The following is a 26,022-nucleotide window of genomic DNA, read 5'->3' as shown; positions in this document are numbered from 1 at the left end:
TTAAGGTGGTACCGCGGGAGTTTCTCGTCCTTTTTTAAGGATGAGGGGCTCTTTTTATTTTGAGAAAGGAGGAGTTGGGATGAGCGAGAAAATTATGTTAACAGGAATTAAACCAACAGGTTACCCGCATTTAGGCAATTATATTGGTGCGATTAAACCTGCGTTACAAATGTCAAAAAACAAAGAAGGAAAAGCGTTATATTTCATAGCAGACTATCATGCGTTAAATGCTGTACATGATCCGGCGAAGTTCAGTAGTTATACGAAAGAGGTAGCAGCTACTTGGTTATCACTTGGACTTAGCGAAGATGTTATTTTTTATCGGCAAACAGAAATACCGGAGATTTTAGAATTAACGTGGATATTATCTTGCCTAACTCCGAAAGGCCTTATGAACCGTGCTCATGCATATAAGGCGAAGGTAGAGCAAAATAAAGAAGCGGGGTTAGAGATAGATGCTGGAGTTAATATGGGATTATATACGTACCCGATTTTAATGGCAGCTGACATTTTATTATTTCAAGCTACTCATGTACCTGTCGGAAAAGACCAAATTCAGCATATTGAAATTGCGCGTGATATTGCGACGTACTTTAATCATACATTTGGCATGACATTTACACTCCCAGAGTATGTAGTGCAAGAAGAGGGAGCGATTTTACCTGGCCTTGATGGAAGAAAGATGAGTAAAAGTTACGGGAATGTTATCCCATTATTTGCAGAGAAAGAAAAACTCCGAAAGTTAATATTTAAAATAAAAACAGATTCGTCACTTCCGAATGAACCGAAAGAACTGGAAACGTTATTTATGATTTATAAAGAATTTGCAAGAGAAGCTGAAATTCAGTCGATGCGTGAAAAGTATGAAACTGGAATCGGATGGGGAGATGTGAAAAAAGATTTATTCCGCGTTGTAGACCGTGAACTAGCAGATTATCGCGAAAAATACGTTAAGTATATGAATGAGCCGCATTTACTATATGAGGCGTTAGAAAAAGGTGCTGAGAAGGCACGAGCTATTGCGAAGGTAAATTTAGCGGAAATAAAAAAATGGATTGGATTTGAGAGGGAACGTTAAGCGTTCCCTTGTTTTTTTTGGAAATCTGTAATAATCCTCTCAATAACTGGAGGAAGATTGCTAGGTAACTCATCAAGCGGAAAGAAGCGTAATTCTTTCGATTCCGTTTGATCGCATACAAGTTCACCTTGAAATTCTCGGCAAATATAAACAACGAGTACACCATGTACTTGATCACCGTTTGGATAGATTTGAAAAAAATCTGGTCCTGAGTATGTACGGAACAGTTCTACATTTTTTACGGTAAGTCCAGTTTCTTCAAATACTTCGCGTTTCACAGCGTCTTCCAGTGTTTCGTTATATTCTAATGCACCCCCAATAATCCCCCAGCGGTTAAAATCTGTACGGAGCTGCAGTAATATTTCATTATTTTCATTTAATATAATGGCGTGTGACCCTATTAAAATGAGTGGATGATTTCCTACTCGTTGTCTCATCTCTTCAATATAACCCATATTTTTTCTCCTTGTACTTAATAATAGTTGGGCAGTTCCTTTAACATTTTTTCCGTCTTATGTGCGGTAAAAGCTAAGTTGTGATCATTTTTTGTTCTAAAGAATAATGTACGTAAAAATGTTTTAATGTTGGCGCATAAAATGCAATATTCATTGAGAGAAAGGCGTTTTCTAATTTGAGGAAGTCTCTGTACTTTTTTATGAATAATTGAAATTAAATCTTCTTGTGCAAAGTCATGATATACCATCGATACTAACGGAGTGACAACTCTTTCATCTTCATTATTATGATAAATATCTGCCGAAGTGAAGATTTTATTTAATAAACAATGTATCATTTCTTCATAGCATTCAAAGGTAATATAGGAATTTTGGATAATTTCATTAAATGCATCAGAAACGTGTGCAATACAATGAGCCCAGCCTTTATCTTCAATATATCCACGGAAATCAGTCTCTAAATTTGTATATGTTATGAGATTTTGTTTTATTTCTGTAACATCCTCCTCAGTTAGAAAGTAGTGGGAGTTGGAAAATTGGAGGATTAAAGCAATTAATGAAACAGTATAAGAGCGTGTGAAAACCCCATCTGTATATGGGGAATTAATATCAAAATATAAGTATTCATCGCTTAAACAAGTATGTAAAAGTAATTTAAGTTGATCATCGAGTAGAAGCTCATATTGAATAAAGTGAGAAAAACAATTATAAATCAGCTGATAGCGAATGTAACTGTCAGTAGTTCCAATGTGCTGAAGCATGTTCGTTGTTAACTCATTTATATCTATATGTTGCATGTGCGAATAATCATTTTGTTGTATAAGCTCTAACTGTTGTTGCAGCGCTGTAATATCCAATGGAGAACCTCCTCCGCACTTTAAAGATGCGATCTTTTCTAGTATTCTATATATTCAAGGACAATCCTGCTCATGCAAGGAGACCAAACTTAAATTCAAGTATTACATAGATGAGGGAAGAGTATGACGATTATAAAACAATTAGAAAAACATTTTAAAATAAGAAGAAGTGCTTCTTCTATAATGATAAAAGAAAATAATGCAGAGGTTTTTACAGAAGAGCAAATTGAAGAAATGGTGCAATATTTTGTTACTGAGGCGAAAAAAGGTGGATTAGAAAATCTACAATTTGAGGTTTCTTCAAAAAGTCCCAATTATGATGTATATAAGAAATGCTTTGGAAAGTATTCATTTGAACATATTGCTGAAAATATAATAGTATTTAAAGATATATATGAAGTGGAAGATATAGAAAGTGATATTGATTTTAAGCTTATTGAAGAGATCGGAGAAGACGCTTTTTATTCTCTTTGGAATGAGCTGATGGAAGAAGAAATAGCGTATGATCAATTTGTAAATATGATGGAACAAGAAATTGGTGGGCAATGGAAAGAACATTGTTTAACAGTAATCTTGAATGAAAAGCCAATAGGAATAGTAGTTCCTCATATTGAACGGGGTACGTTAGAAGAAGGGAAACTTATGTATTTCGCAGTCGCTCCGAGTATGCGAAATAAAGGATATGAATCTGACTTATTTACAAAAACGATGTTTGTATTAAAGGAAATAGGAGCCACTTATTATATTGGTGAGGCAAATGTACAAGATGAGTGGATGAATGATGTTTTTGAAAAGAATGGATGTCAGCAGCTGAGTTGTAGTGAGCGATATGTGAAAAGGGTTTAGAAGGATGAATGACGTAGTCTCGCGAATTCATTTAGCGGGAATCCATGTACAAACTTTGAACAAGTAAAAGAACTTTTTGCATGTTTGTAAGATAAAAAGAAAAATCGAAACGACAAAGTAAGCTTTCCTATAATACAATAGAGAAGGATTATACTATACGAAGAAAGTGTTGGTGGAAGTATGAAGCAACAAATAAATTGGTTACAAGCAACTGTAGAACGAAATGAAGATAACACGTTACATATAGAGTGGGAAAATAATATAGAAGAAGTTAAAATTTATTGGGGTACTTCACCAGATCATATTGAAGAAAATGGTGAATTACTTGTGACGGTAAATGGAGAGTCATTTACTACAATTGCCAATCCGAGTGAAAATGAGCGTCCCTATTTTAGGTTAGTAGGAAGTAATGGACAAGCAGTTACAGTCGCGGAGCGTAGATTACCATTACAAGGTGCGTTTAACTTCCGTGATATGGGCGGATATGAAACGACTGAAGGCCGTAAAGTAAAATGGGGTAAATTGTATCGTTCTGAAGAATTAGCAGGATTAACAGAATGGGATATTGAGTATTTACAGAAGTCAGGGTTAAAATTAATTTGTGATTACCGTACAGATTTTGAAGTAAAGCATAAGCCGAACCCAGGCATTACAGGTGCTCGCCAAGTATGCTTACCAGTTATGCAAGACTTAGCGAAAGATTTAAATATAAATGAGTTTTTCCAAGTTGGTGATTTATCAGTATTAGGAAAACCTGGTGAATATCTTGTGAAAATGAATCAAGATTTTGTAAGTGGTAATGAGGCATTCGTGAGCTTCTTAAAGTTAGTACAAAATCCAGAAAACTTACCATTAGTAAACCACTGTACAGCTGGAAAAGACCGTACTGGATTTGGTTCCGCATTATTATTACTTCTATTAGGTGTATCAGAAGAAACGGTAATGCAAGACTATTTATTAAGTAACGGTTTCCGTGAGAAGTTAAACGAAAAAATGATGGCATTTTTAGGTGCAAAATTACAAAACGATGAAAGTAGAGCGATATTAGGTGCGATGTTTGAAGCTCGTGCTGAGTATTTACAAGCTGCGATTGATGAAATTAAAAAGCAGTATGGATCAGTTGAAGCATACGCTGAAAAAGCTCTTGGATTTACGAAAGAATCGTTAGAGGAAATGAAAGAATTATTGCTAGAAGGTAAAGTGAAACTTTAATCAGTGGGGGGTGTTTATCCCCACTGATTATTAGTTGAACCAATCGGGCGTTTACGGGCAGTCCGACCCCCACCTAACTTCTTCGCATTCGCCGAATTTTGAGGTGGGAGTCTTACTGCCCGTTAATGCGGGATAAATAATGAGAAGGGAGGCTGGTTTGGATTAGCCTCCTTTTCTTATTGTTGCTATAATTAAGCTATGAGAATATAGGAATTGAGGAGAGCATCATGAAATACAAAGTAATACTATTTGACGTAGACGATACATTATTAGATTTCCCTGAAACAGAAAGAAACGCATTACATAACGCGTTTGTACAATTTGGCATGCCTACAGGGTATAATGATTATCTTGCAAGTTATAAAGAGATTAGTAATGGATTATGGAGAGATTTAGAAAATAAAATGATTACGCTAAGTGAATTAGCGGTAGATCGATTTAGACAATTATTTGCTCTTCATAATATAGAAGTAGACGCGCAGCAATTTAGTGACGTATACCTTGAAAACTTAGGGAAAGAAGTACATCTTATAGAAGGTGCAGTGAAACTATGTGAGAATCTTCAAGATTGTAAGTTAGGTATTATTACGAATGGATACACTAAGGTGCAACAATCTAGAATTGGAAATTCGCCTTTATGTAACTTCTTTGATCATATCATTATTTCTGAAGAGGTAGGCCATCAAAAACCAGCACGTGAGATTTTTGATTATGCATTTGAAAGGCTTGGGATTACTGATAAATCAAGTGTACTAATGGTTGGAGATTCCTTAACTTCTGATATGAAAGGCGGAGAAGATTATGGTATTGATACGTGTTGGTATAACCCGAGTCTGAAAGAAAACAAGACAAGTGTTAAGCCGACCTATGAAGTGGAGAGTCTGCTTCGTATTATGGAAATTGTAGAAGGAAAAGTAGTTTCCTTCTCATAAGATTTTCCTATTGTCGATGGGTGTCGGTAAATCGATATATTGAAAAAATCGCTGATATAATTTGAGTTGTGGTCGATATATTGGGAGTATGTTGTTTTGAGGGAATTCGCAAAGAAAAAATAGCGCTACTATACTAATGTCATTCACGTGTTATAAGGTGTTAATTAAATATGTGTATATAATACATAGTTTCTCAGAGTAATGCGATGTCAAGTATGAGCTGTGTAACAACTAGAGGTGAGTGAAGGATGTTAACGTTTTTATTTGAGTTAGACAAGGCTATTCCACAGAAGGATGAGCCACGGTATGTTGCTTATACAAATGGCTTTATCGAAGGGGATTTAACGATTTGTGTGGGTGACAGAGTACTTTTTCAAAAGTCATGCATGAAGGTCGCAGAGCTGGGCATTTATTTAGGACAGTGGATGGAACAAGTTCAACACGGGCAGAACATACATATGAATTATGAAACGATTGAAGATGATGAGTTAATTCTTTGTTTTTTCTATGAAGAGGACAATCAGTGGAGAATTTCTTCCGGTTGGCAAGAATTTGAACTTCAGGAGCGTATATCTACTGCAACATTAGTAGAGAGCGTTCAACGCTATTTATATGAGCTAAATAAGGAACTGCGCGCGATAGAATATCCTGTGACGTTTGATCAGTACTTAAGAGGAGAGCGGATTATGCAGCTTTCTTACAAACGACTGTGTGATAGTAAGGCAGACACGACGCCGATAGAGGTTTACAATGGAAGCAAACAAGTAAGTGTAGTACGGGGCTATTATAAAAATACGTTGATGAAAGTGCTAGACTTCATTCCGAAAGTTGGTAGTAATATCAATTATGAAATAAAGGATAGTAAGGACAATATTCGCATCATTGCAAAGGATGCAAGTAGGCGGCGCCAAAGAAAGATTTTAGTAACGTACATCGATAATAATGATGCAGAGCATGAAATAATTGTATGTGACGGAAAGTTATTGGATGCAAATTTCTTATTTACCTTTACATATAAGACAGAAGAATATGTTGTTCACAAAAATTCACTTGGGATTGGAAAGGTATTACGAAAGGGCTATGTAATAGCAGATTGGAATATTCGTCTTGAGGAAGATATGTATTACATCGAGATGAATGTATATGATGAGGATTATATAGAGGATCAATACTTACTGTTAGGTGTATTTCATGCGGTTTTGTATGGGTGATAAAGTGAAACTTTAATCAGTGGGAGTCTTACTGCCCACAAATAGCGGGATAAATGAGAAGTACTGGTATTCTTCGTGGGAAGGATGCTAGTATTTTTTATGTGGTTCTGGTGTAAAGATTGTATTTATTGTAGCTTTAAAATAAAGTTTAATCAAATTAATGAAAATGACGCTGATAAAAGACAAATAGAAAGAGCATGTTTTGAAAAAATATTAATCAAAACATGCTCTTATTTCATCTAATTGCTCAAATGTTTTATAAAAAAGTTTGATCATTTCAATGAGCCTTCCTCAACTAAAGCACCCGTTAATTTAATAACCATCTCACATAATTTTTTTCAATAACCTTATCATAAATGGTGTCTTTAATGTCTCTTTTATTAGTGAATTTTTGTATTTCATAAAATTACTGATTTGTTTTCGTCTATTTGGAACCATTAACAAAGGTAATCTGCTAGGATTAAACCACCCGATTTTTGCAGTTTCAGGTCCATTATTTATTGGTGTTCCCCCTAGTAATTTCCCTGAAAATATATATTGCATATCATCGTATTGAGGTTGGTGATATTCTCCTATTTTACGCTCAATAGCAATTATATAGCCAGTTTCTTCTTTAGTTTCTCTTATAGCACACTTATCTAACTGTTCATTTTCTTCTAGTCTTCCCCCAGGTAAATCCCAGATAGGGTAATCATTTCGTTTAACTAGCAATATTTTGCCTTCATTATTATCAACAATAGTAAAGCACCCTGTGGTTTTTGTAGTATTCATTATAAATATGATCTCCTTAACATACTCAATTGCCAATCAACTTGTATTTCTCTTTGTCTAATGAATTTTCCTTCTTACTGAATTAAATGGCCCTTTAGTTGAGTAATTTTATTGCTACTCAATATTGCCTTAATCCGCCTTGCAGTTCATATTTTCTTTTCCCTTTTCATTCTAAAAACACCCCTTTAGATAAACAAATCCAAAGGGGAAAAACGGTGCAACTTTTTTATAAACGGTACGACATTATTTCAAAACCACATTTATTTGAAATATGATGAAAAAGAGAATGTTATTGAAGATATTTCTGTAAAAATTACAGAAATAACATTATATCAAAGCAACATATTTGTCGCTTTGATGAATGTAGTGATAAAAAACATAAAAATAGGCGTATCAAGCAAAGTGTTGATACACCTTAAAACTACATTGTTAAACAACATGCGTCATCGTGTAGTATATCTTTAATTACGGTAGATTCAGTATTACATATTAGACTTAGTGCCCTTTATTAATCCTCAAAAATAAAAATCTTATCAATCGTACTATGAAGTGCCCTCGCTATATCATGAGCAAGCTGTAAGGAAGGATTATATTTTCCTTTTTCAAGATGGCTAATCGTTTCACGACGTACACCAACCTTTTTCGCTAAATCTTCCTGCGTCATATGCACTTTGGCGCGGTATTCTTTTATCTTGGTTACGAACGCCATGGTGCATCTTCCATTTCATCCACAGGTTTATCGTAAAAGAAGATAGAGAATCCGAATGTAAGAATGAGTGTGCTGAAAATAAGAGCGATATCAATCTCTTGTAAAAATGGATTCGGAAATAACATTTCAATAAACATAATGATAGTTGTTGTTAGTAATGTAATGATAAAGGCATTGCGGCATGATTTATTGACGATTTGTTCAAAAAGCTCATCGTGATGAACTTTTCTATATGTCGTGAAAAAGGAGAAGAAACAGAACATAGTAAACAATCCTTTTTCGTAAAAAAATCCGAGAAACCCAAAGAAACCGAGAAATCCTAAATATTTAATCCAAGTTGTTTTCACGATAGATTCTCCTTTCGATGTTAGAAATAAATCACTATATGTTATAAATATATCACATGTGGAAATTCATAGTAATAATAGTTTTGCGGTTTATTTCATAATAATAGTAAAAAAGGTTAAATATTCTGTAAAATAAAAAGGGAAATATCGTAAAATGGTTGTAAGGAGGGGGAGGAAGAAATGTTAACTGGGATAATGATCGTTATATTACTTGTAGTGATTACTGTAATTGGAACGGTGTTAATTGGGCGAAATGGTGATGCGAATTATAGTAAAGCGACAAAAGGAAATATTAAACGACTTACGATGATTTATATTATACTAGCCGTTGTTTTAATCGTTGGATTAGGAGTTTATATTTATTTTAAAGGTTAAAAAACTGAAAAATGTAAAAATCTGAAAATATAAGTATGCTATAATATCAATATAGTTAATTGGTAATTAAGGAAAGGATTGGATGTAATGATTGAAATTGTGAATGTGTCAAAAAGTTATAATGGATCTAACTACGCAGTAAAAGATTTAAGTTTATCTGTACCTAGCGGAGAAATATTCGGATTTTTAGGACCGAATGGTGCAGGTAAATCAACGACAATTAAGATGATTACTGGTATTCATGGGGTGGACAAAGGGACCATTACAATCAATGGTAAAGATATTATGAAAAACCCGATGGAAGCGAAGAAAACATTTGGCTATGTTCCAGATAGCCCGGATATGTTTTTACGATTAAAAGGAATTGAATATTTAAACTTTATGGCTGATATGTACGAAGTGCCGAAGGAAGTAAGGCAAGAACGAATAGAGTCTTTAGCGAAGAAGTTTGATCTTTATAATGCTTTATCTGATCAAATTCAAAGTTATTCACACGGTATGAGGCAAAAGATTGTTATTATTGGTGTGCTCGTGCATGAGCCGGATGTATGGATTTTAGATGAACCGTTAACAGGGCTTGATCCGAAATCTGCATATATTTTGAAAGAAATGATGAGAGAACATGCAGATAAAGGGAAGATTGTATTTTTCTCTACACACGTATTAGAAGTGGCGGAAAAAATATGTGACCGCGTCGCTATTATTAATAAGGGGAATTTGCAGTTTAAAGGAAATTTAAATGAAATGAGAGATCATTTTAAATCCAATGAATCACTTGAAAAAATGTTCTTGGAGATGACGGGTAATGAGTAAAATTTGGACGTTAACGAAGGTATTATTGAAATTAAATTATGCAGATTTTATAACTGATAAAAAGAAACGATGGGCATATTTATTCTCCTTTGCAGCGATTTTATTTGTTGGGTTTTTAATATTTGGTTCGATGACGCATGGAATGTATGAAGGAATGATACATCTAGGACAGGATCCAGGGATTATTATTGCAATGGGATTAGCTATTGCTAGTATATGGGTATTTTTGATGAGTATTATGAACATTTTAACAGTGTTTTACTATAGTAATGATGTTGAAATGTTACTACCGTTACCGTTAAAACCAGCGCAAATTATTTCGGCAAAGTTCTTTACAGTGTTAATTACACAATACGTAATGAGCTCGTTTATTTTATGGCCTATCTTTATTACTTACGGTTTAAAGAGTGGTGCTTTCATTACATATTACATTTATATGGTTGTCATTTACATATTCTTCCCTATCGTTCCGTTAGTGCTAGCTTCGTTAATTATGACAATTATTATGAGGTATACGAATATAGCGAAAAATAAAGATCGAGGAAGTATATTTATTGGAATCGTAAGTATACTATTTATCGTCGGAATCAATGTATTTATGCAATGGAGAAATAAAAGTGCAGTATCTGGAGCTGGAGATTCAGTTGCGAATTATCTTGTAAATAATCAATCCTCCCTTTTCATACAAATGACAAATTATTTTCCGACTACATATTTTGGTGCAATGGGATTAGTAGAAAATGCATCGTGGAAGGGAATATTATACGTACTAATATACATTCTTATTTCTATCGCGTTTTTTGGGCTGTTTTACTATATTGCAGAGCGTACATATTTAAAAGGGGTTATTGGTCTTTCAACGAGTACAGCAAAGAAAGAGGTAATTTCAGCAGAAGGTTTACAGAAATCAACGGTACAAAGTTCACATTTAAAAGCATATGTGAAAAAAGAATTTAAAACGTTATTCCGCACGCCACAATTTTTCTTAAATTGTATTGTGCAAACTTTCGTTATGCCAATTATGCTGTTCTTTGTTTTATTTGTACAAGATGGAAATTTAAAATGGATTACGGAATATATTGATAATCCAGAATCAGCAGGCTTTGCAATTGGTGTTGGCCTTTGTGCATCCTTATTTTTAATGGGGAGTAACGTTATTGCAACGACGTCATTTTCTCGAGATGGAAGTTCATGGTTTGTGAATCGTTATTTACCAGTAAAGGCTTCGGATATCTTTTTTGCGAAAGCAATAACTGCTTGGTTAATTAATGTGGTCATTTTAGCAGTATTCGGTATTACGATGGCAGTTGTAGCGGGTATTTCTCCAGTCTTCATGATACTGTGGTTTTTACTAAGTGCGAACGGATTGCTCTTAATTAATTTAATCGGTACGCGCTGGGATGCACAAACTGCAGATATACATTGGGATACAGAACAAAAATTATTTAAAAGTCGATACACAACTTTGTGGAATTTTTTAGCTAATATTTTAATAGCTTTAGTTATTGTAGCGGGAGTAAGTGTATTGTACTTTGTCCTTCAGGTAGGACTGTGGGTTATGTTTATTATTTTATTTATACTGTTTACCATTACCAATTTAATTTTAATTAGAATTTTAAAATTAGGTGCAGAGCGTATATTGTCAAATATTCAATAAGAAGATATATCCTCTGTATTCGTGCAGAGGATATATCCATAGATGGAGGAGAAAAGGTGAGGAAAATAGCAATTGTAACAGGGGCAACTCGTCTGAATGGAATTGGTGCAGCTGTATGCAAGGTGCTTGCTCAAAAGGGGATAGACGTCTTTTTCACGTACTGGCCTCGGTATGATAAAGCAATGCCGTGGGGAATGAATGATCAAGAACCCTTTTTGTTGAAAAAGGAAATTGAAAGTTACGGCGTTCGATGTGAAATGGCAGAAATCAACTTATCGAAGTCTTATTCGCCTAATCGTGTATTGTATATGGTATCAGAACGTTTAGGTGAGCCATCTATTCTTATTAATAATGCGGCGTATTCTACTCATACGAAAATTGAAGAGTTAGATGTAGAACAGTTAGATAAACATTATACGGTCAATGTTCGTGCTACTATGCTATTAAGTTCATTATTTATGAAACATTTTTCACTTAAAACGAGTGGAAGTATTATCAATCTTACTTCTGGGCAGTCACTAGCGCCAATGCCAGATGAACTGGCATACGTAGCAACAAAGGGAGCAATAGAAGCATTTACAAAGTCAGTTGCACCAGTTGCTATGGAGAAGGGGATTACAGTCAATGCTGTTGATCCAGGACCAACGAATACAGGATGGATTACAGAGGAATTACAGCATCATTTAGTATGGAAATTCCCGCAAGGTAGAGTTGGAGAACCGGTGGATGCTGCCCGTTTAATCGCTTTTTTAGTAAGTGAAGAGGCGAAGTGGGTTACTGGGCAAGTCATTCATTCGAACGGTGGTTTTTCATAAAAATATTATGTTAACAAGTGTTGAGAAATAAAAAAATTAGGAATTATTTTATTTTTTTGTGTAAATAAAATGTCAAGAAAGATAAAAAATTGATAGGAGAGTATGTTGTCATTTGTAGATTGTAAATCTTCATGTGACAATATACTCTTTTTCTTTTGCTACAGAGAAGAAAAATGAGGTAGAAGAAACTCGAATATTAAAATAAATTTATCGTTTTTTGTACGTATTATTATGAAGATTACTGTCGGAAAGATGGTGATTCGTGTGAAAAGGGATTTTTTAAGAGAAAATAGAATCGTAAAGAGGAGGATAAATTATATAAACATAGGGGGATTTTTATGAAAATGAAAAAGGTCGCTATCGCATCAGTAGCAATTGGTACAATGCTTTCAATGGCAGCTTGTAGTACCTTCACAGATAAAGATGAAGCGAAGAAGGATCCAGCAACAGCGCAAAATGAAGAGCAATCAAAAACGACAAGTGCAGATGAAGCGTCAAAAACAACGAAAGATAGTGAAAAAGACACAAATACTTCTTCGAATGAAAAAACAGATAAAGATGCAAAAAATACAAAAGAATCAACAGGAACAGAAAGTAACGGCAAAACAACAAAAGAAAAAGAAACGACAGGAAAAACGAATGATCAAACTACTAGCGGGAAAACAACAGATCAAAGCACAAGTACAAACAATAACGGAAAGACAACGAAAGATCCGAAGAAAAACGTCGCTGTGAAAGCAAATGTAAAAGAAGTTGTTACCTTAATTGAAAGCTTAGACAAGCAATTAGCTGCAAATCCTAAATTAGAAACAGTAAATAAACTTGGAAAACAAATTAATGAGAAGTGGGATGTAATTGAAAAAGATATAGAGGCATCACATCCAACTGAATACAAAACAATTGAACAAAGTTTGTATCCATTAATTATAAGAGCGGAAAAAGAAAAGATAGATGTTAATAAAATGAAGGCATTAACGACGAAAACGAAAAAAGATTTAAATCAATTATTAACGAAGCTTTCATAGTTTCAAAAGCCTACTCGTGTGAGTAGGCTTTTTTAGTTTGTTGTACATTCTCGTTGGGTGTTAAGAAATAAAGACTTCATTTGAAAGGAACATCACAATGATAAAAAAGAGTGATAACTATTAAAGATATTCTTTGATAGGAAGTCATATAAAACGCTCCCTTGTATTTATATTTACAATTTAGTAGTTTTTAAAGTTCATTGTTTTTAACGGGAATTTCATTTTAATACAAAGGGGAATGGATATGAATTTTGTGAAACTTGAAACGCAAGAACAATTGGATCAGTTGTAAAAGAGTGATGTTGTAATTGTGAAATGGAAACAAGGAGCAAGGCAGTACAAGGAGTTAGGAGAAATCACACATCATGATTCTTGCATAATTAATCGTATAAATGAATTGATTTTGAATGTACCTCGAAATGATTACTTTTTCATCGATAATTATTTAACAGGAAAATCATATACAGCAGAAGTTTATGTAGTGAATCCGTAAAAAGAGCAGCTAGCAAAAGCTAACTGCTCATCTCCAAGGGGGAATGGAGAAAATATAATGTTGTCTACATTATTGACGGAATATCGGGTTTTATTCATTCTTCTATAAAAGTCGAGATAAAATATCTTTAATTAAACCTGAGGCCCCAATAAGGAGTATCGATAGAAAAATTATTGAGAATATACTTTTTTTAGGCTTTTTAAACTCTAGATATAAGTTAATGATTGCACCAATTGCAACAACGATAAAGATAACGAGTCTTAATATATCTGGCATGAATAACACTCCTATTGATTACTTAATTGTATTATACAGGAAGTTACTTTGAGATTAACGAATAGGAGTGCGATTTAAGGAATATTTAAACAAAATAATCCTTTTACTCAAAAAAAGATTGCCTGTATACTAAGAGGCAATCTTTTTTAGCGAGAATGCTTTGTGAATAGTTCAATTGCTTTTTCAGGTACATAGAATTTCCCGTTGCTTTCTACAACAACACTTCCTAATTCATAATCTTTTCCACCGATACAGATAATGTTTTTATTAACAAATAATTTGGCCTTCGTATTATTGCGTTTTACTACAAGCACTGGGTTTCGTGCATCTTTTTTGTCAATCGTTACAGTTGCACCAATTTGTTTAAAGGCTGTTTCAGCATCTAAGAATAATTTCTTAGTTATTTCTCCTAATTGAAAGCCCATTGCTTTGGCCATTATTTTCGCAATGTCTGTATTTTGGACTAAACCGTATGGCTTTTGAGGACCGTAAGAGTATAAGAATACATCTTCACCCGTATGACCACCAGTTGTAAAACCGATGTTCGCACGGTTGGCCAATAATTTAGTAAGGATTGGACCTACATCAGCTTTCTTATGTGCAGCTTTTAACTTTTCTCTTTCATCATCAGTTAGGTTGTCTAAACCGTAAAGAGCAGCTACTTCTTTTATATTAGATAAATCATCTTTTAGTTTACTTGTAGCACCTTCAAGTGTCATTTTCGCCTTTTTCAGTGGGTCAATGTAAGCTGATACTGGTGTAGTATCATATCCTTTTGTTGTATTGCTGTTACCGATGGAAATACCGCTATTACCATGATCCGCTAAAGCAATGACCATAGTGTTACCATCTTTCTTCGCAAATGTTAATGCTTCTGTAACCGCATCATCAAACGCCAATACATCGCTAATCATCCCGATAGGGTCATTTGCATGTGCTGCCCAATCTGCCTTACTGCCTTCTACGAATAAGAAGAAACCATCTTTATCTTTTGATAATGTTTGAATTGCTTTTCTCGTCATCTGGGAAAGAGTTGGCTGTTTAGGCTGGTTTGCTTCACGATCCATATCGAACGCAAGGGCAGTATTAGAGAAAGAACCCCAGATTTTATTTGATTTGGAGTTTAGTAACGCATCTTTTGTTTCGACAAAATCGTACCCTTTGCCTTGAATCACTTTTACTAAATCTTCGTTGTCTTTACGAATTCCATTGCTTGTCGTAGGCTGAAGTGCTGCCTTTCCACCACCTAATACAACTTCTATATTTTGATAAACTTGCTGTTCACCAAGCACTTCAAAATTTTTACGGTTAGCATGGTGGGCAGAGAAACTAGCCGGAGTAGCATGCTGAATTTCTGATGTAGCAACGATTCCTGTTGCGCGGCCTGAACGTTTTGCGCCTTCTAAGACGTTGGCAACTGGACGAAACTTACATTCTTCTTTCACTGGTTCTAAGCCAGGTGAATTCACAACAGAAGGCAATACGCCCACGTAACCTGAATTTGATTTATTTCCAGTAGCTAAAGCTGTAGCTGCCGGTGCAGAATCCGTAATAGCTGATTCTGCCGAATACGTACGAACACCTCCGGATACAATTTGATCTAGTGCAAGGGGTGAACCTTTATACCACCGGGCTAATGTTGTAGCCGAAGAACTTGTCCCATCTATAACCATGAAAATTACATTTTTAGGTTGCTTTCCTGCTTTTTTCACCTCAGCTTTTACCTCGTTATCGTTCATCATGACTCCTGCTGCTAATGACCATAGTGCTACCGTTCCCGCTAATGTTAGTCCTATTATTTTTTTACGAAGAGTAGTCATTGTGGTTCCTCCATAGATTGTTTTCAATATCCGAATCTAACGTTCGTATGTTAACAAGATTTATTATTAGTAGTACCCTATTGCAACGAAACTAACAATAACTATGGAGTCAAAAAGTTAAATTTAAGCTATTTATTCAGCAAAATATTCACCTCATATAAAATCTCTTAGTTGTATGGTCTTTCCTATAAAAAGAATCTTCTTTTTATTTTATGGGAAACATTAAAAAAAGGATGGTGGGAAAATGACAATTGATCGAGTTTGTACAATTGGGCCAGCAAGTAATAATAAAGAAACATTAGCGCAGTTAATAAACAATGGTATGAAAATTGTTCGGTTGAATTTATCACATGGCACGCATGAAAGTCATAAAGATATTATTCGTTTAGTAAAATCGTTAGACGATTCTATTAAAATTCTGGGGGATGTACAAGGTCCTAAAATAAGATTGGGTGAAATGAAAGAGGAACAAATTACCCTTGAAGCAGGGGAGTTATTTATTTTGCATACCAATCCAGTTCAAGGGAATAAAGAAGAAGCAAGTGTTGATTATGTAGGGATTGCGAATGACGTGAAAGTTGGAAGTAGAATTCTTATTAATGATGGAGAAGTTGAGTTAATCGTTGAAAAGGTAAGTATGGAAAAAATAGAAACGAGGATAAAAACAGGTGGAAATATTGCCTCTCATAAAGGGGTGAATTTACCAGGCGCAATTGTTGGTTTACCAGCTATTACAGAGAAAGATAAAAAAGATATTCAGTTTCTTTTAGAAGAGAATGTTGATTTTATTGCGTGTTCCTTTGTGCGAAAACCTAGTCATATAAAAGAAATACGAGAGTTTATACAAGAGTATAAAGAAACTTGGCCCCATTTAATTGCAAAAATAGAAACGATGGAAGCAATCGAGAATTTTCAAGACATATGCAAAGAAGCGGATGGCATTATGATCGCAAGGGGAGATTTAGGTGTGGAATTGCCGTATCAATTTATTCCACTTTTACAAAAAATGATGATTCGTGAGTGCAATCGAACGAATACATATGTAATTACAGCGACACAAATGCTTCAATCTATGGTAGATCATTCTATTCCTACAAGAGCTGAGGTAACTGATGTATTTCAGGCTGTACTCGACGGGACGAATGCTGTTATGCTTTCTGCTGAAAGCGCGTCAGGGGATCATCCAATTGAAAGTGTGAAAACATTACGTCTCGTTTCTGAATTCGCTGAGCATGTAAAAAAAGACGGTCCTTTTGCGATGAAAGATGTACTGGAATTGCTGCATAAGTCTCTTTAGTTTATCCAGCTATTTGTGGGCAGTAAAACTCCCACCTCAAAATTCGGCTGGAGCAAAGAAGTTAGGTGGGAGTCGGGCTGCCCGTAAACACCCCACTAATTAAAGTTTCACTTTATATAGAAGGATTTATCTCTCATCCTAAAAACGTACGGAAACGAATCAGGGTATGAGGTACCATTTTAGTAGTTACTTACAGATTGAAAGGTGACATATCTGCTACCTATTATGAAAGAATCATTATGGAACATGGAGGATTTAAAATTAGTTAATCCAATTATCCAATTAAAAATATGTTCATTCCTATTCATAAATGATATCCTTATAGTTGAATACTTTTGCTGAATCAGCAAGAATTTGTTGTTCTTTCTGTATGAATTCAACTTTTTTATGGAAAGATATGTTAGTAAGTGTGCAATTTGAACGTTTTATTTTTTAGAGTATGATAGGAGGAGAATGAATATGGAAGCAATTGAAGTAGGCGAAGTTTTTAGTCTTAGTGATGAGAATAATGAAGAGCAGGAAGTTGAAGTGCTTGGAGCGATGGATGTCGAAGGAGCAGAATACATTGCAGTTGCCTTTGTAGAAGACATTCAAACAGAAACAGAGGAAGACATTGATATCTTCTTTTTAAAAGTAGAAGAAGATAATGAATTCTCATACATAGAGAATGATGAAGTATTTGAAAAAGTATCTGCGGCGTTCGAGAAGATTATGGACGAGCAAGAACAAGAATAATAATAAAAAGAGTTAGACAAAAGAGGGAGATGCATATCTGCCCTCTTTTTTTGTATATAGTTGAAAATCACATTTATAGCGATCGATAATTATATTATGTAAACTAAATGGTTTTTTATTTCTTCACTAGAAAAACCACCCAAATGAGGGTGGCGCTTATTATATATAGTTATTAAATGTGTTATTTTCTAAGGAAGAGAGGGGAATCTTCACTTCAGTACCTTCTTTCATATTTCGCAGCACTACTGTTTCTGTAACAATTTCCTCTTCGCCAATTATAAGCACATACGGGATATTTTCTTTATTGGCATAATTAAGGGCACGTTTTAATTTGCGTCCTGCTAGTTCAAGTTCGATTTTTAAGGAAGTAGTAGAGCGCAATTGCTGGGCGATCTGTAAACATTGTAATTCTGTCCCGAGTGGAATGATAAAAAGATCCGCTGTAGATGATGTGGTCTCTTTCTGTGATAGAGCGGTATAAATAACATCTAAACCGAATGAAATCCCTACAGTTGGATAGCTCATATTATCACCACGGAAGGCTCCGATAATATTATCGTAACGACCACCGCTACCAATGCTAGATGTAATCGTGCCATCTTTTAGAAAGATTTCATACACAGTGCCTGTATACATTGTGAGTCCTCTTGCTAAAAACGGATTGAATATCGTATTTTCATTTATTCCGAGAGCGAGTAAGTATTGCTGTAATTGTTGCAATTCGTTTACTCCATCGTCAACAAGTGGATTATTGAAAGTTTCTTTAAAGTCGGCAATAGTAAGTTTTAGGCAAGATAAAACGGTATTACATATCGTGTCGGCCATTTCTACAGAAATTCCACGCTCCAATACATCTTTTCGTATACCATCAATCCCAATTTTTTCGATTTTATCCAATGATAAAATTACGTCACTCGTTAATTCGGTAGGGATGTTAATAGACTGGAGAATACCGTTTAATAATTTTCGATTATTATATTGAATCGTTACTTCTAAGTTTAACGTTCGGAATAGTTCAAATGCCATGCTCATAAGTTCAGCTTCTGCCATGACAGACTCTACACCAACTATATCAACATCACATTGAATGAATTCACGAAATCTCCCTTGCTTAATCGGACCATCTCGAAATACTTTACCAATTTCATAACGTTTAAAAGGAAGGCGAATATTTGGATTCATCGCGACAACTTTGGCGAAGGGAATTGTTAAATCGTAACGTAAGGCAAGCTCGCGTTTTCCTTGATCCTGAAGTGTATATATTTCTTTTAAAATCTCATCACCACCACCGTACTTGTATGACATAAGTTCATACATATTTAACGTTGGAGTTTCTAAAGGTTTACACCCATACCTTTCAAATGTATCTTCACATGCTCTTTTAATTTTATTTCGCAGTACTTGTTCCTCTGGTAAATAGTCTTTTGTTCCTTTTACATTTTTCATTTCCACTAGAATCACTCCTCTTTTAAATTAAAAAAAGCTATGCGGGTATAAAAATACCCACATAGCTTTATGAACGCTTCGTGGGTTAACAGGAAAAACCCTGTACCCACGAAGAAAAATTTTTCTTCGGATACACGGCGTTACGTATGATGATGAAGTTGGAAAGAAGTATTGAAAGTACACATATGAACTCTCTCCTTAATAAGTTTTTTACAAAGTATAACAAATGATTTTTGAAATATCAATATTTTCAGTTTTGAGGGAAACATATTAATTTTACAGTACCTACAGAATGTTTTCCGTTCGTGCCATTTTAATTGCTTCTTCACGGTTGTTGACACCAAGCTTTGAGTAGAGATTTGAACAGTAATTACGAATCGTTCCTTCAGATAAAAATAGTTTGGCGGCAATGGATTTATAGCGTAATCCGTTTGATAGATGTTCTAAAATTTCCATTTCGCGTTTTGTAAGTCCATACGGATAAGTTTGTTTAGTTGATTTGATTTTCGCTAATTGCTCACGTTGATGTTTCATTTCTTCGAAAACTCGTGTAGCAACCGATTGGTCTATCCAAGTTCCACCATTATATATAAGTTTCAAGGCTTCCTTCATCTCTTGTGGATGAATAGATTTTAACATGTAGCCTTCAGCACCATGCTCTAATGCAGTTGCTGCTTGTAAGGAATCTTCAAATGTTGTCATAAGAACAATCTTCATATTAGGCCAATGTCGCTTCATTTCTAGTAAAGCCTCAATACCATTCATTTCTGGCATCTGAATGTCCATTAGTACAATGTCAGGTTGTAATTGTTCACATAGTTTTAAAGCCTCAGATCCATCGTGTGCTTTACCAACAACAATAAAATCAGTATGATGCTCTAAAATTTGCTCTAAACTATTTGTAATAAGTGCCTGATCATCAACGACCAATAAGCGAATTATGTTATGTACAAGCTCTGTTTGTAATGGAATATTACAAACGATAAATGTTCCTTGCTCAGAGCTAGAATGAACTGATAATGTACCGTGAACTTGTTCAAGTCGTTCCTTCATTCCACTAAGTCCAAAGCCAAATTGAATTTCTTCCATCCCAATACCGTTATCTTCAATTTGCAATCGAAGTTGTTGTCTGTCGAAATGCAATTGAACGGATATGGTGCGCGCTTTACCGTGCCGAACAGCGTTTGTTAATGACTCTTGAAGACAACGATATAGGCAAAAATTCACTTTTTGCATCACAAGAGTCTCGCTGCCGATCACACGGAATGTAACGGTTGTACCTGTAGATTTCATAAATTCTTCTGTTAATTGTTGCAGTGATTCACTTAATGAATTACTAAGTGGATTATGAGATAGCTCGTGTAGATGCTTTCGAATATCATCTAGACTATGCTGAGCAATACTGATAAGTGAATCAATTCTTTCAAACTGTGAATTGGGTACTGATGATTTTATTGATGTTACGCCAGCGATGAGAGAAGTAAGTGTATGACCAATTGTGTCATGTAGTTCATGTGACAGTCGATTACGCTCTTCTATTAGAGTAAGCTCTTCAATTCTTTTAATATGTTGTTCTAATAGTAGTTTTTGCTCTTCAATAATTCGAGATTGCTTATGATACTGAATTAATATATTAAAAGAAATGCCAATGGCAAAACCGAGACTACAACTAACGATTAATTCATAGGGTGGTCGGTTGGCAATCCAAGCGTTCAATAGTGGAAATGCAAATCCACAAAAAATACCGCTCCATATATAATTATTTTGATTACTACATAGGCCAATAATAATTACGAGTAAAATGAAAGACCAAAGTAAATTTGGAGCTACCGATGCGAAGTAAAGATAAAAACAACCAGCAGTGATAATATCGAATGCTGGGTACCATTCTGCTTTCTTATATCGAATAATTAATGGTCCAAGGTAAACGACAAAAGCGAGAGAAAGTACAATTATACTAGACGTATGAATGAATGATGGAAACATAAAATTGGTACTGATAATAACGATTAGCCAAAATGTTCGTATGAGCACAAATATCCAGTCATACCAAATCCATTTTTTTGTGAATGAGAACATAAATTAAGCACCTACTTATATTTTAAGATTAATTATCCAATGATTCAGATTCATCATGTAACATATCTTTTAAATCGTCAATAGAAAGACCGTCAACAAAGTATGTCATATGAAGCAGTTTACAGTTTGTCATATGTTTTATGTGACAGAGTTCCACATAGTGTAACGAGTAAATTAAAGCGTTTTGTCACTATGTTATTTAACAATATTGAAGTTAAGGTGAGGGAGTGAGGCAACAGAAAAATTCAAAATAATAGGAGCGATGCATTATGAAATTATTCATTATTAAAAAAGGAACTGCACTTACCTTAACAGCAACTATATTGGTTGGAGCGCTAGCAATACCTTCATATGGAAACATACATGCGGTAACCAAAAGGACATCAACTGAGCAAATTGTTGATAAAGCTGCCGATACAAAGGATATTCCAGGAGTCATTGTTACAGTGAAAAATGGAGAGGCAAGTTGGGCATATGCTTCTGGTGAAGGGAATATTGAGAGAAATCATAAAGTGGATGCTGATTCTGCTTTTAGAATCGGGAGCACAACAAAGACCTTTGTGACTACAGTAGTACTGCAGCTTGCGGGAGAGAAGAAATTAAGTCTTGATGATACGGTAGAGAAATGGTTGCCGGGACTTATAAATGGAAACGGCTATGATGGTAATAAAATTACGATTCGCCAACTATTAAATCATACAAGCGGAATTGCAGATTATTTGACTCCAGATCTTAAAGAGAAATTAATAGAGAATCCAAGTGAGAATTATACAGCGGAACAATTAATTTCTCGTGCTTTACAATTAGAACCAGTAAAAGGCTGGTCATACTCGAATACGAATATGGTTATTGTAGGATTAATTATTCAGAAGGTAACAGGGGAATCGTATGCCGAGCAGATAAAGAAACGAATTATGGAACCTCTTAGTTTAAAAGAAACAGTCCTTCCTGGGAGCTCAATGGATATTCCGAAAAAAAATGCTCGTGGCTATTTAAATACAGGAGATAAATTAGTAGATATTACTTTGTTTAATCCATCATTTGCTAATGCTAGTGGTGAAATGATTTCGACAGGAGAAGATATGACAACGTTCTTCCGTGCCTTATTAGGTGGTAAATTACTGACGCCGGAAATGCAGAAGGAGATGGTGACTAACACAGTTGATACCCCATTAGGAAAGTATGGGCTTGGTATTCACGCAACAAAATTGCCAGATGGTACTGAAGTATGGGGGCATGGTGGTGGTATTCCTGGTTTTACTAACTTTGCTGGTGGAACGAAAGATGGTCAACATGTTATCTCGATAAATATTAATGTATTAGGAGCAGAAAAACAGATTAACAATATTTTAGCTTCAGAATTTGCGGCAAAATCTAAAAAGGACCCCGTAGATAAGGAAAAGAAAAGTAAACATCGAGAAGAAGTGAAAAACGTAATAGATCAAGTAATAACGAATAAAAAAATTCCAAGTGTTATAGCCGGCGGATTAAAGGACGGAAAGAACTGGTCGTATGCTACAGGAACAGCTAGTTATGAGGTACCACACCCTGTAGAGCCGAATTTTTCATTCCGTATCGGAAGTATAACGAAGACATTCACAGCGTCTGTTGTACTACAACTGGCTGAAGAGAAACAATTAAACCTTGATGATTCAGTCGAAAAATGGTTGCCAGGAGTCGTACAGGGTAACGGATATGATGGGAATAAAATTACAATTCGTCAGTTGTTGAATCATACAAGTGGAATTGCAACCAATATAGATAAGGATATGCGAGATTTTACACTGCCCCAAAACCCATTTCGTTACTATAGTACCGATGAACTTATCAGTTTAGCACTTGCAAAGCCACCTGTATTTGCGCCGGGGGAGGGATGGGACTATTCGAACACAAATACTGTTATAGCGGGGAAGATTATTCAAAAGGTAACAGGAGATACGTATGCCGAGCAAATTAGAAAAAGATTTATTGAACCGTTAGGGTTAAAAGAGACATTTGTAATGGAAGTAAGTTCGCATATACCGGGTGAGCATGCTAATGGGTATAATATGGATAGATCGGGTCGTTTGTATGATTTGACAGAAATAAATCAGTCATGGGCGAATGCAGCTGGAGATATGGTTTCAACAGCGAAAGATTTGACTACCTTCTTTAGTGCACTGTTGGGCGGAAAGCTTCTAAATCAAGAGCTAATGGATCAGATGTTCAAAACAGTAGATTCACCTATAGGCAAGGTTGGACTAGGAATTTATGAAGAAAAAACACCGGACGGACAATCATATTGGGGGCATGCTGGTGGGACTTATGGATTTGAAACGAGGGTCGGTGGACCTATTGGAGGAGAGCATATTTTAGTAACTGCTATCAATGCAGTAGGTCCGGAGGTTATTGAGGGGAGGGATAAAATATTTAATAAGGAGTTTGGACGTTAAATGTAAAACCGACATCAAGCCTTTTATTTGAAGGTGAGAGTCGGTTTTCTTTTTTCTCTCTTAGTACCTTTAAGTTGAGGATGTTTAGAGTCAAAACCTAATAATTAAAGTTTTACTTTAAATTGAACAATATGTGAAGTTTTGTAGGAGAATTTGAAAAAGGTGTATAATAAAAGGAAAATTAATGATGTGAAATAAATTTCTATGTCTTAAAAGGAGAACCTCATGAAAAAAGATAAAACAAATGCGATGCGAATATTAGATAAAGAAAAAATTGAATATTCCATGATGTCATACGATCCAAATGACGGGAAAATTGATGGTGTATCAGTAGCGGAGAAGATTGGACGAGAAGTGAGAGAAGTATATAAAACACTTGTCGCTCAAGGGAATAGTAAAGATTATCATGTGTTCATTATCCCGGTAGATGAGGAACTAAATTTAAAAGCGGCAGCAAAGGCAGTAAGTGAAAAGAAGATTGAACTGATTCCTGTTAAAGATATTACGAAAGTTTCAGGGTATATTCGCGGTGGTTGTTCACCAGTAGGGATGAAGAAGTTATTTTCTACATGTATTGATGAGAGTGCTCAATCACTTGAAACAATCATTGTAAGCGGCGGGAAAATTGGTACACAAATTGAGCTTAAAGTTGATGACTTAGCGAAAGTGACGAGAGCGCAGTTTGGTGAGGTAACGAAGTAAATAGTGAAATTTAAAGGTAGAATCCTTACATATTTGAAAAAAGAAGTGCTAGTAAACCAGCGAATTTGAAATAAAATCCCACAGCATATTAAATATGTTGTGGGATTTTTCTGCTTGAAATGTAAAATTAAACAAATGCATTATTTTTAAAATATCGTGTATGGAAAGAAAAAGATAAAACTTTTACTAGGTATACCGTTATATAACTCTAAAGGTATTTATGGTTTTTAATAGATTAATTCATCGGAAAACAATATTTTTCACCTGTTATACTTTTAAAGACGAACATTTTTATTTACTTAAACAAAAATGTTCATATTTTTGTTGTGTATTCACAAATGGTTTGTTATATTATCAATATAATAATTTTGAATAACATCACTCGTATATACTCGGTAATATGGTCCGAGCGTTTCTACCTAGTTCCCAATGAAAGAACTGGACTACGGGTTAAAGTATTCGGTCGCTTTCTGTATTGAGCCGCTACCGATCTATAATTTAGCATTGGTCTCATCTTTTGCTTCATTAACTTTGACTACCGTAGTTCTAGAAAGTAGAGATTCTTCTACAATTTCTAGAGCTTTTTTCTTTGGACCAAAACATCGAGTATAGAAAACAACAAGAGAAAGAGGAGAGATTATTTATGAAGAAAAACCTGTTGAAAAAATATGGTGCTCTAGCAACTACTATCGTATTATCATTCTCAATACTTGCAGGATGTAACGCTAGTCCAAAACAAGTAGTAGAGGCAAAAAGTAATCAAAAACCTATCTTAATTCAAGGTCCAATGCCAATAGAAGCTGAAAAATTTGCAAAAAGGTTAAAAAATGTGAAAGAAGAAAAATCTGGAACTTTTGTATTTTATAAAGGTACTGTAGACAATTATCCTGTAATCGTTGCGAAAACAGGTAAAGGAATGGAAAATACAGCAGCCGCTACAGCAGTGGCTATTGAAAAATATAAGCCTATAGCGATTATTAACCAAGGAACATCAGGCGGGCATGATCCTAATTTAAACGTATTTGATATTGTTTTAGGAAAAAAAGTCGCGAATATAGGTTCATTAAAAACAACAAATATGGATGAGAACCAAGGAATTGAGCCGGCAAAATGGATATCTATGGACCTGATGGCTTCTGAAGGAAGTGCAGGAGAAGATCCAAATGCTGAGAAAATCCGATACTACGAGGGAGATAAGGATTTACTTGCAGCAGCTAATGCAGTAAAAGATAAATATACAAAAGGTAAAGTGGTGGAAGGTACTATAGGTTCAGCAGACGTTTGGAATAATGAAGTTGATCGAATTAAGTGGTTCCATACAAAATACGGTACATCTGTAGAAGAAATGGAAGGCGCTGCAGCAGCGCAAATCGCAAAAGCTTATGACGTACCATTCTTAGGAATTCGAGTATTATCTAACAATAAAACAAACGGCGGAAAATACAACCCGAATACAGCAGCGGCAAATCAAGAATATGTATATGAAGTAGTTAAAAAGTATATAGATTCGGTGCCAAATAAATAAGTAAAGGTAGTTCTATTCTCAACATAAACATAAAGTAACTCCAAAAGTTTTCGAGACAGATAGACCTATATTAGGATTAGTAGTTGGAAAAGAAAAGCTTGTTTCTTATTTGAA

At 34.9% G+C, this 26,022-nt stretch carries 25 protein-coding genes, 1 riboswitch and 1 other annotated feature (1 of these 27 only partly in view); of the genes, 16 read left to right on the top strand and 9 right to left on the bottom strand.

All coding sequences use genetic code 11. From position 1 onward, the window contains the following. Positions 1–35: a binding site (T-box leader), on the top strand; it begins 174 nt to the left of the window's first position. A 5-nt stretch (positions 36–40) separates the two neighbouring features. Then, on the top strand, positions 41–1,078 hold the full coding sequence (locus EXW56_RS16020; RefSeq protein ID WP_080013697.1) for a tryptophan--tRNA ligase: 1,038 nt from the start codon (positions 41–43) through the stop codon (positions 1,076–1,078). Here the strand turns inward: EXW56_RS16020 and EXW56_RS16015 are convergent. Both EXW56_RS16015 and EXW56_RS16010 read right to left on the bottom strand, forming a co-directional pair. Beyond that, positions 1,075–1,533, bottom strand: coding sequence for an NUDIX hydrolase (locus tag EXW56_RS16015; RefSeq protein WP_002199841.1), 459 nt, complete (start codon positions 1,531–1,533; stop codon positions 1,075–1,077). The genes EXW56_RS16020 and EXW56_RS16015 overlap by 4 nt on opposite strands. A 17-nt stretch (positions 1,534–1,550) precedes the next feature. Further along, a complete protein-coding gene (locus tag EXW56_RS16010) occupies positions 1,551–2,390 on the bottom strand; it encodes a DUF2785 domain-containing protein (RefSeq protein ID WP_002110905.1) in 840 nt (279 codons plus the stop codon). Between the two features lie 123 nt (positions 2,391–2,513). Between EXW56_RS16010 and EXW56_RS16005 the strand changes: the two genes are divergently transcribed. The 4 genes from EXW56_RS16005 to EXW56_RS15990 all read left to right on the top strand — a co-directional run bounded on the left by EXW56_RS16005 (position 2,514) and on the right by EXW56_RS15990 (position 6,591). Further along, entirely contained in the window at positions 2,514–3,236 is a 723-nt protein-coding gene (locus tag EXW56_RS16005; RefSeq protein ID WP_002199842.1) for a GNAT family N-acetyltransferase, read from the top strand. 180 nt (positions 3,237–3,416) lie between these two features. Beyond that, complete coding sequence (locus EXW56_RS16000; protein WP_002199843.1) at positions 3,417–4,448, top strand: tyrosine-protein phosphatase; 1,032 nt, start codon at positions 3,417–3,419, stop codon at positions 4,446–4,448. Between the two features lie 227 nt (positions 4,449–4,675). Then, positions 4,676–5,380 carry a YjjG family noncanonical pyrimidine nucleotidase gene (locus tag EXW56_RS15995; protein ID WP_002199844.1) on the top strand — a complete coding sequence of 235 codons (705 nt, stop codon included), beginning with the start codon at positions 4,676–4,678 and terminating at the stop codon, positions 5,378–5,380. Between the two features lie 248 nt (positions 5,381–5,628). After that, positions 5,629–6,591, top strand: a complete 963-nt coding sequence (locus EXW56_RS15990) for a tubby C-terminal domain-like protein (RefSeq protein ID WP_002199845.1) — start codon at positions 5,629–5,631, stop codon at positions 6,589–6,591. A 324-nt stretch (positions 6,592–6,915) separates the two neighbouring features. Here the strand turns inward: EXW56_RS15990 and EXW56_RS15985 are convergent, their stop codons facing one another. The 3 genes from EXW56_RS15985 to EXW56_RS15975 form a co-directional block, all read right to left on the bottom strand. Continuing rightward, complete coding sequence (locus EXW56_RS15985) at positions 6,916–7,362, bottom strand: NUDIX hydrolase (RefSeq protein WP_002199846.1); 447 nt, start codon at positions 7,360–7,362, stop codon at positions 6,916–6,918. A 508-nt stretch (positions 7,363–7,870) separates the two neighbouring features. After that, the gene (locus tag EXW56_RS15980; protein WP_002110900.1) at positions 7,871–8,071 is read right to left on the bottom strand and encodes a helix-turn-helix transcriptional regulator; all 201 of its coding nucleotides are present in this window, start codon (positions 8,069–8,071) and stop codon (positions 7,871–7,873) included. After that, entirely contained in the window at positions 8,059–8,418 is a 360-nt protein-coding gene (locus tag EXW56_RS15975; protein WP_002110899.1) for a DUF2178 domain-containing protein, read from the bottom strand. The genes EXW56_RS15980 and EXW56_RS15975 overlap by 13 nt, the downstream gene beginning before the upstream one ends. 180 nt (positions 8,419–8,598) lie before the next feature. Here EXW56_RS15975 and EXW56_RS15970 point away from each other — a divergent pair, with 180 nt between their 5' ends. From EXW56_RS15970 to EXW56_RS15945, 6 genes are all read left to right on the top strand, one after another. Then, on the top strand, positions 8,599–8,793 hold the full coding sequence (locus EXW56_RS15970; RefSeq protein ID WP_002142517.1) for a hypothetical protein: 195 nt from the start codon (positions 8,599–8,601) through the stop codon (positions 8,791–8,793). A gap of 87 nt (positions 8,794–8,880) precedes the next feature. Next, a complete protein-coding gene (locus EXW56_RS15965; RefSeq protein WP_002110897.1) occupies positions 8,881–9,606 on the top strand; it encodes an ABC transporter ATP-binding protein in 726 nt (241 codons plus the stop codon). Continuing rightward, positions 9,599–11,263 (top strand): putative ABC transporter permease subunit, encoded by a 1,665-nt coding sequence (locus EXW56_RS15960; RefSeq protein ID WP_002110895.1) that lies wholly within the window; start codon positions 9,599–9,601, stop codon positions 11,261–11,263. Before EXW56_RS15965 ends, EXW56_RS15960 begins: the two co-directional genes overlap by 8 nt. Before the next feature lie 56 nt (positions 11,264–11,319). Continuing rightward, positions 11,320–12,078 carry an SDR family oxidoreductase gene (locus tag EXW56_RS15955; protein ID WP_002199850.1) on the top strand — a complete coding sequence of 253 codons (759 nt, stop codon included), beginning with the start codon at positions 11,320–11,322 and terminating at the stop codon, positions 12,076–12,078. 338 nt (positions 12,079–12,416) lie between these two features. Further along, positions 12,417–13,103 (top strand): hypothetical protein, encoded by a 687-nt coding sequence (locus EXW56_RS15950; protein WP_199661600.1) that lies wholly within the window; start codon positions 12,417–12,419, stop codon positions 13,101–13,103. 310 nt (positions 13,104–13,413) lie between these two features. Beyond that, the gene (locus EXW56_RS15945; RefSeq protein WP_252197273.1) at positions 13,414–13,596 is read left to right on the top strand and encodes a hypothetical protein; all 183 of its coding nucleotides are present in this window, start codon (positions 13,414–13,416) and stop codon (positions 13,594–13,596) included. Positions 13,597–13,698: 102 nt separating this feature from the next. On the opposite strand, the gene EXW56_RS15940 is transcribed toward EXW56_RS15945, so the two are convergent. Both EXW56_RS15940 and EXW56_RS15935 read right to left on the bottom strand, forming a co-directional pair. Further along, a complete protein-coding gene (locus EXW56_RS15940) occupies positions 13,699–13,872 on the bottom strand; it encodes a hypothetical protein (protein WP_002110892.1) in 174 nt (57 codons plus the stop codon). Between the two features lie 146 nt (positions 13,873–14,018). After that, positions 14,019–15,692: an alkaline phosphatase gene (locus tag EXW56_RS15935; protein ID WP_215596759.1), complete on the bottom strand. Its 1,674-nt coding sequence runs from the start codon at positions 15,690–15,692 to the stop codon at positions 14,019–14,021. A 244-nt stretch (positions 15,693–15,936) separates the two neighbouring features. On the opposite strand from EXW56_RS15935, the gene EXW56_RS15930 reads away from it, so the two are divergent. Together EXW56_RS15930 and EXW56_RS15925 are read left to right on the top strand one after the other, a co-directional pair. Then, positions 15,937–16,989 (top strand): pyruvate kinase, encoded by a 1,053-nt coding sequence (locus EXW56_RS15930; protein ID WP_215596758.1) that lies wholly within the window; start codon positions 15,937–15,939, stop codon positions 16,987–16,989. A gap of 459 nt (positions 16,990–17,448) precedes the next feature. After that, on the top strand, positions 17,449–17,724 hold the full coding sequence (locus tag EXW56_RS15925) for a DUF1292 domain-containing protein (RefSeq protein ID WP_002110889.1): 276 nt from the start codon (positions 17,449–17,451) through the stop codon (positions 17,722–17,724). Positions 17,725–17,883: 159 nt separating this feature from the next. Here EXW56_RS15925 and EXW56_RS15920 read toward each other — a convergent pair whose 3' ends face one another. Then, a complete protein-coding gene (locus tag EXW56_RS15920; protein ID WP_206771623.1) occupies positions 17,884–19,170 on the bottom strand; it encodes a histidine--tRNA ligase in 1,287 nt (428 codons plus the stop codon). Positions 19,171–19,455: 285 nt separating this feature from the next. Further along, positions 19,456–21,249, bottom strand: coding sequence for a hybrid sensor histidine kinase/response regulator transcription factor (locus tag EXW56_RS15915; RefSeq protein WP_199661604.1), 1,794 nt, complete (start codon positions 21,247–21,249; stop codon positions 19,456–19,458). 269 nt (positions 21,250–21,518) lie between these two features. Here EXW56_RS15915 and EXW56_RS15910 point away from each other — a divergent pair, with 269 nt between their 5' ends. The 3 genes from EXW56_RS15910 (at position 21,519) to EXW56_RS15900 (ending at position 25,908) form a co-directional block, all read left to right on the top strand. Beyond that, on the top strand, positions 21,519–23,681 hold the full coding sequence (locus EXW56_RS15910) for a serine hydrolase domain-containing protein (RefSeq protein ID WP_199661605.1): 2,163 nt from the start codon (positions 21,519–21,521) through the stop codon (positions 23,679–23,681). Between the two features lie 225 nt (positions 23,682–23,906). Beyond that, positions 23,907–24,383 carry a Cys-tRNA(Pro) deacylase gene (gene ybaK / locus EXW56_RS15905; protein WP_199661606.1) on the top strand — a complete coding sequence of 159 codons (477 nt, stop codon included), beginning with the start codon at positions 23,907–23,909 and terminating at the stop codon, positions 24,381–24,383. Positions 24,384–24,745: 362 nt separating this feature from the next. Then, positions 24,746–24,849, top strand: a riboswitch (purine riboswitch). 177 nt (positions 24,850–25,026) lie between these two features. Next, complete coding sequence (locus tag EXW56_RS15900) at positions 25,027–25,908, top strand: 5'-methylthioadenosine/S-adenosylhomocysteine nucleosidase (RefSeq protein WP_002110883.1); 882 nt, start codon at positions 25,027–25,029, stop codon at positions 25,906–25,908. Positions 25,909–26,022 lie beyond the last annotated feature (114 nt).

Origin of the sequence: Bacillus mycoides, from assembly GCF_018742245.1 — a bacterium.
GTDB classification, from domain to species: Bacteria; Bacillota; Bacilli; order Bacillales; family Bacillaceae_G; genus Bacillus_A; species Bacillus_A cereus_U.
This window is presented reverse-complemented; position numbering and strand designations above follow the sequence as displayed.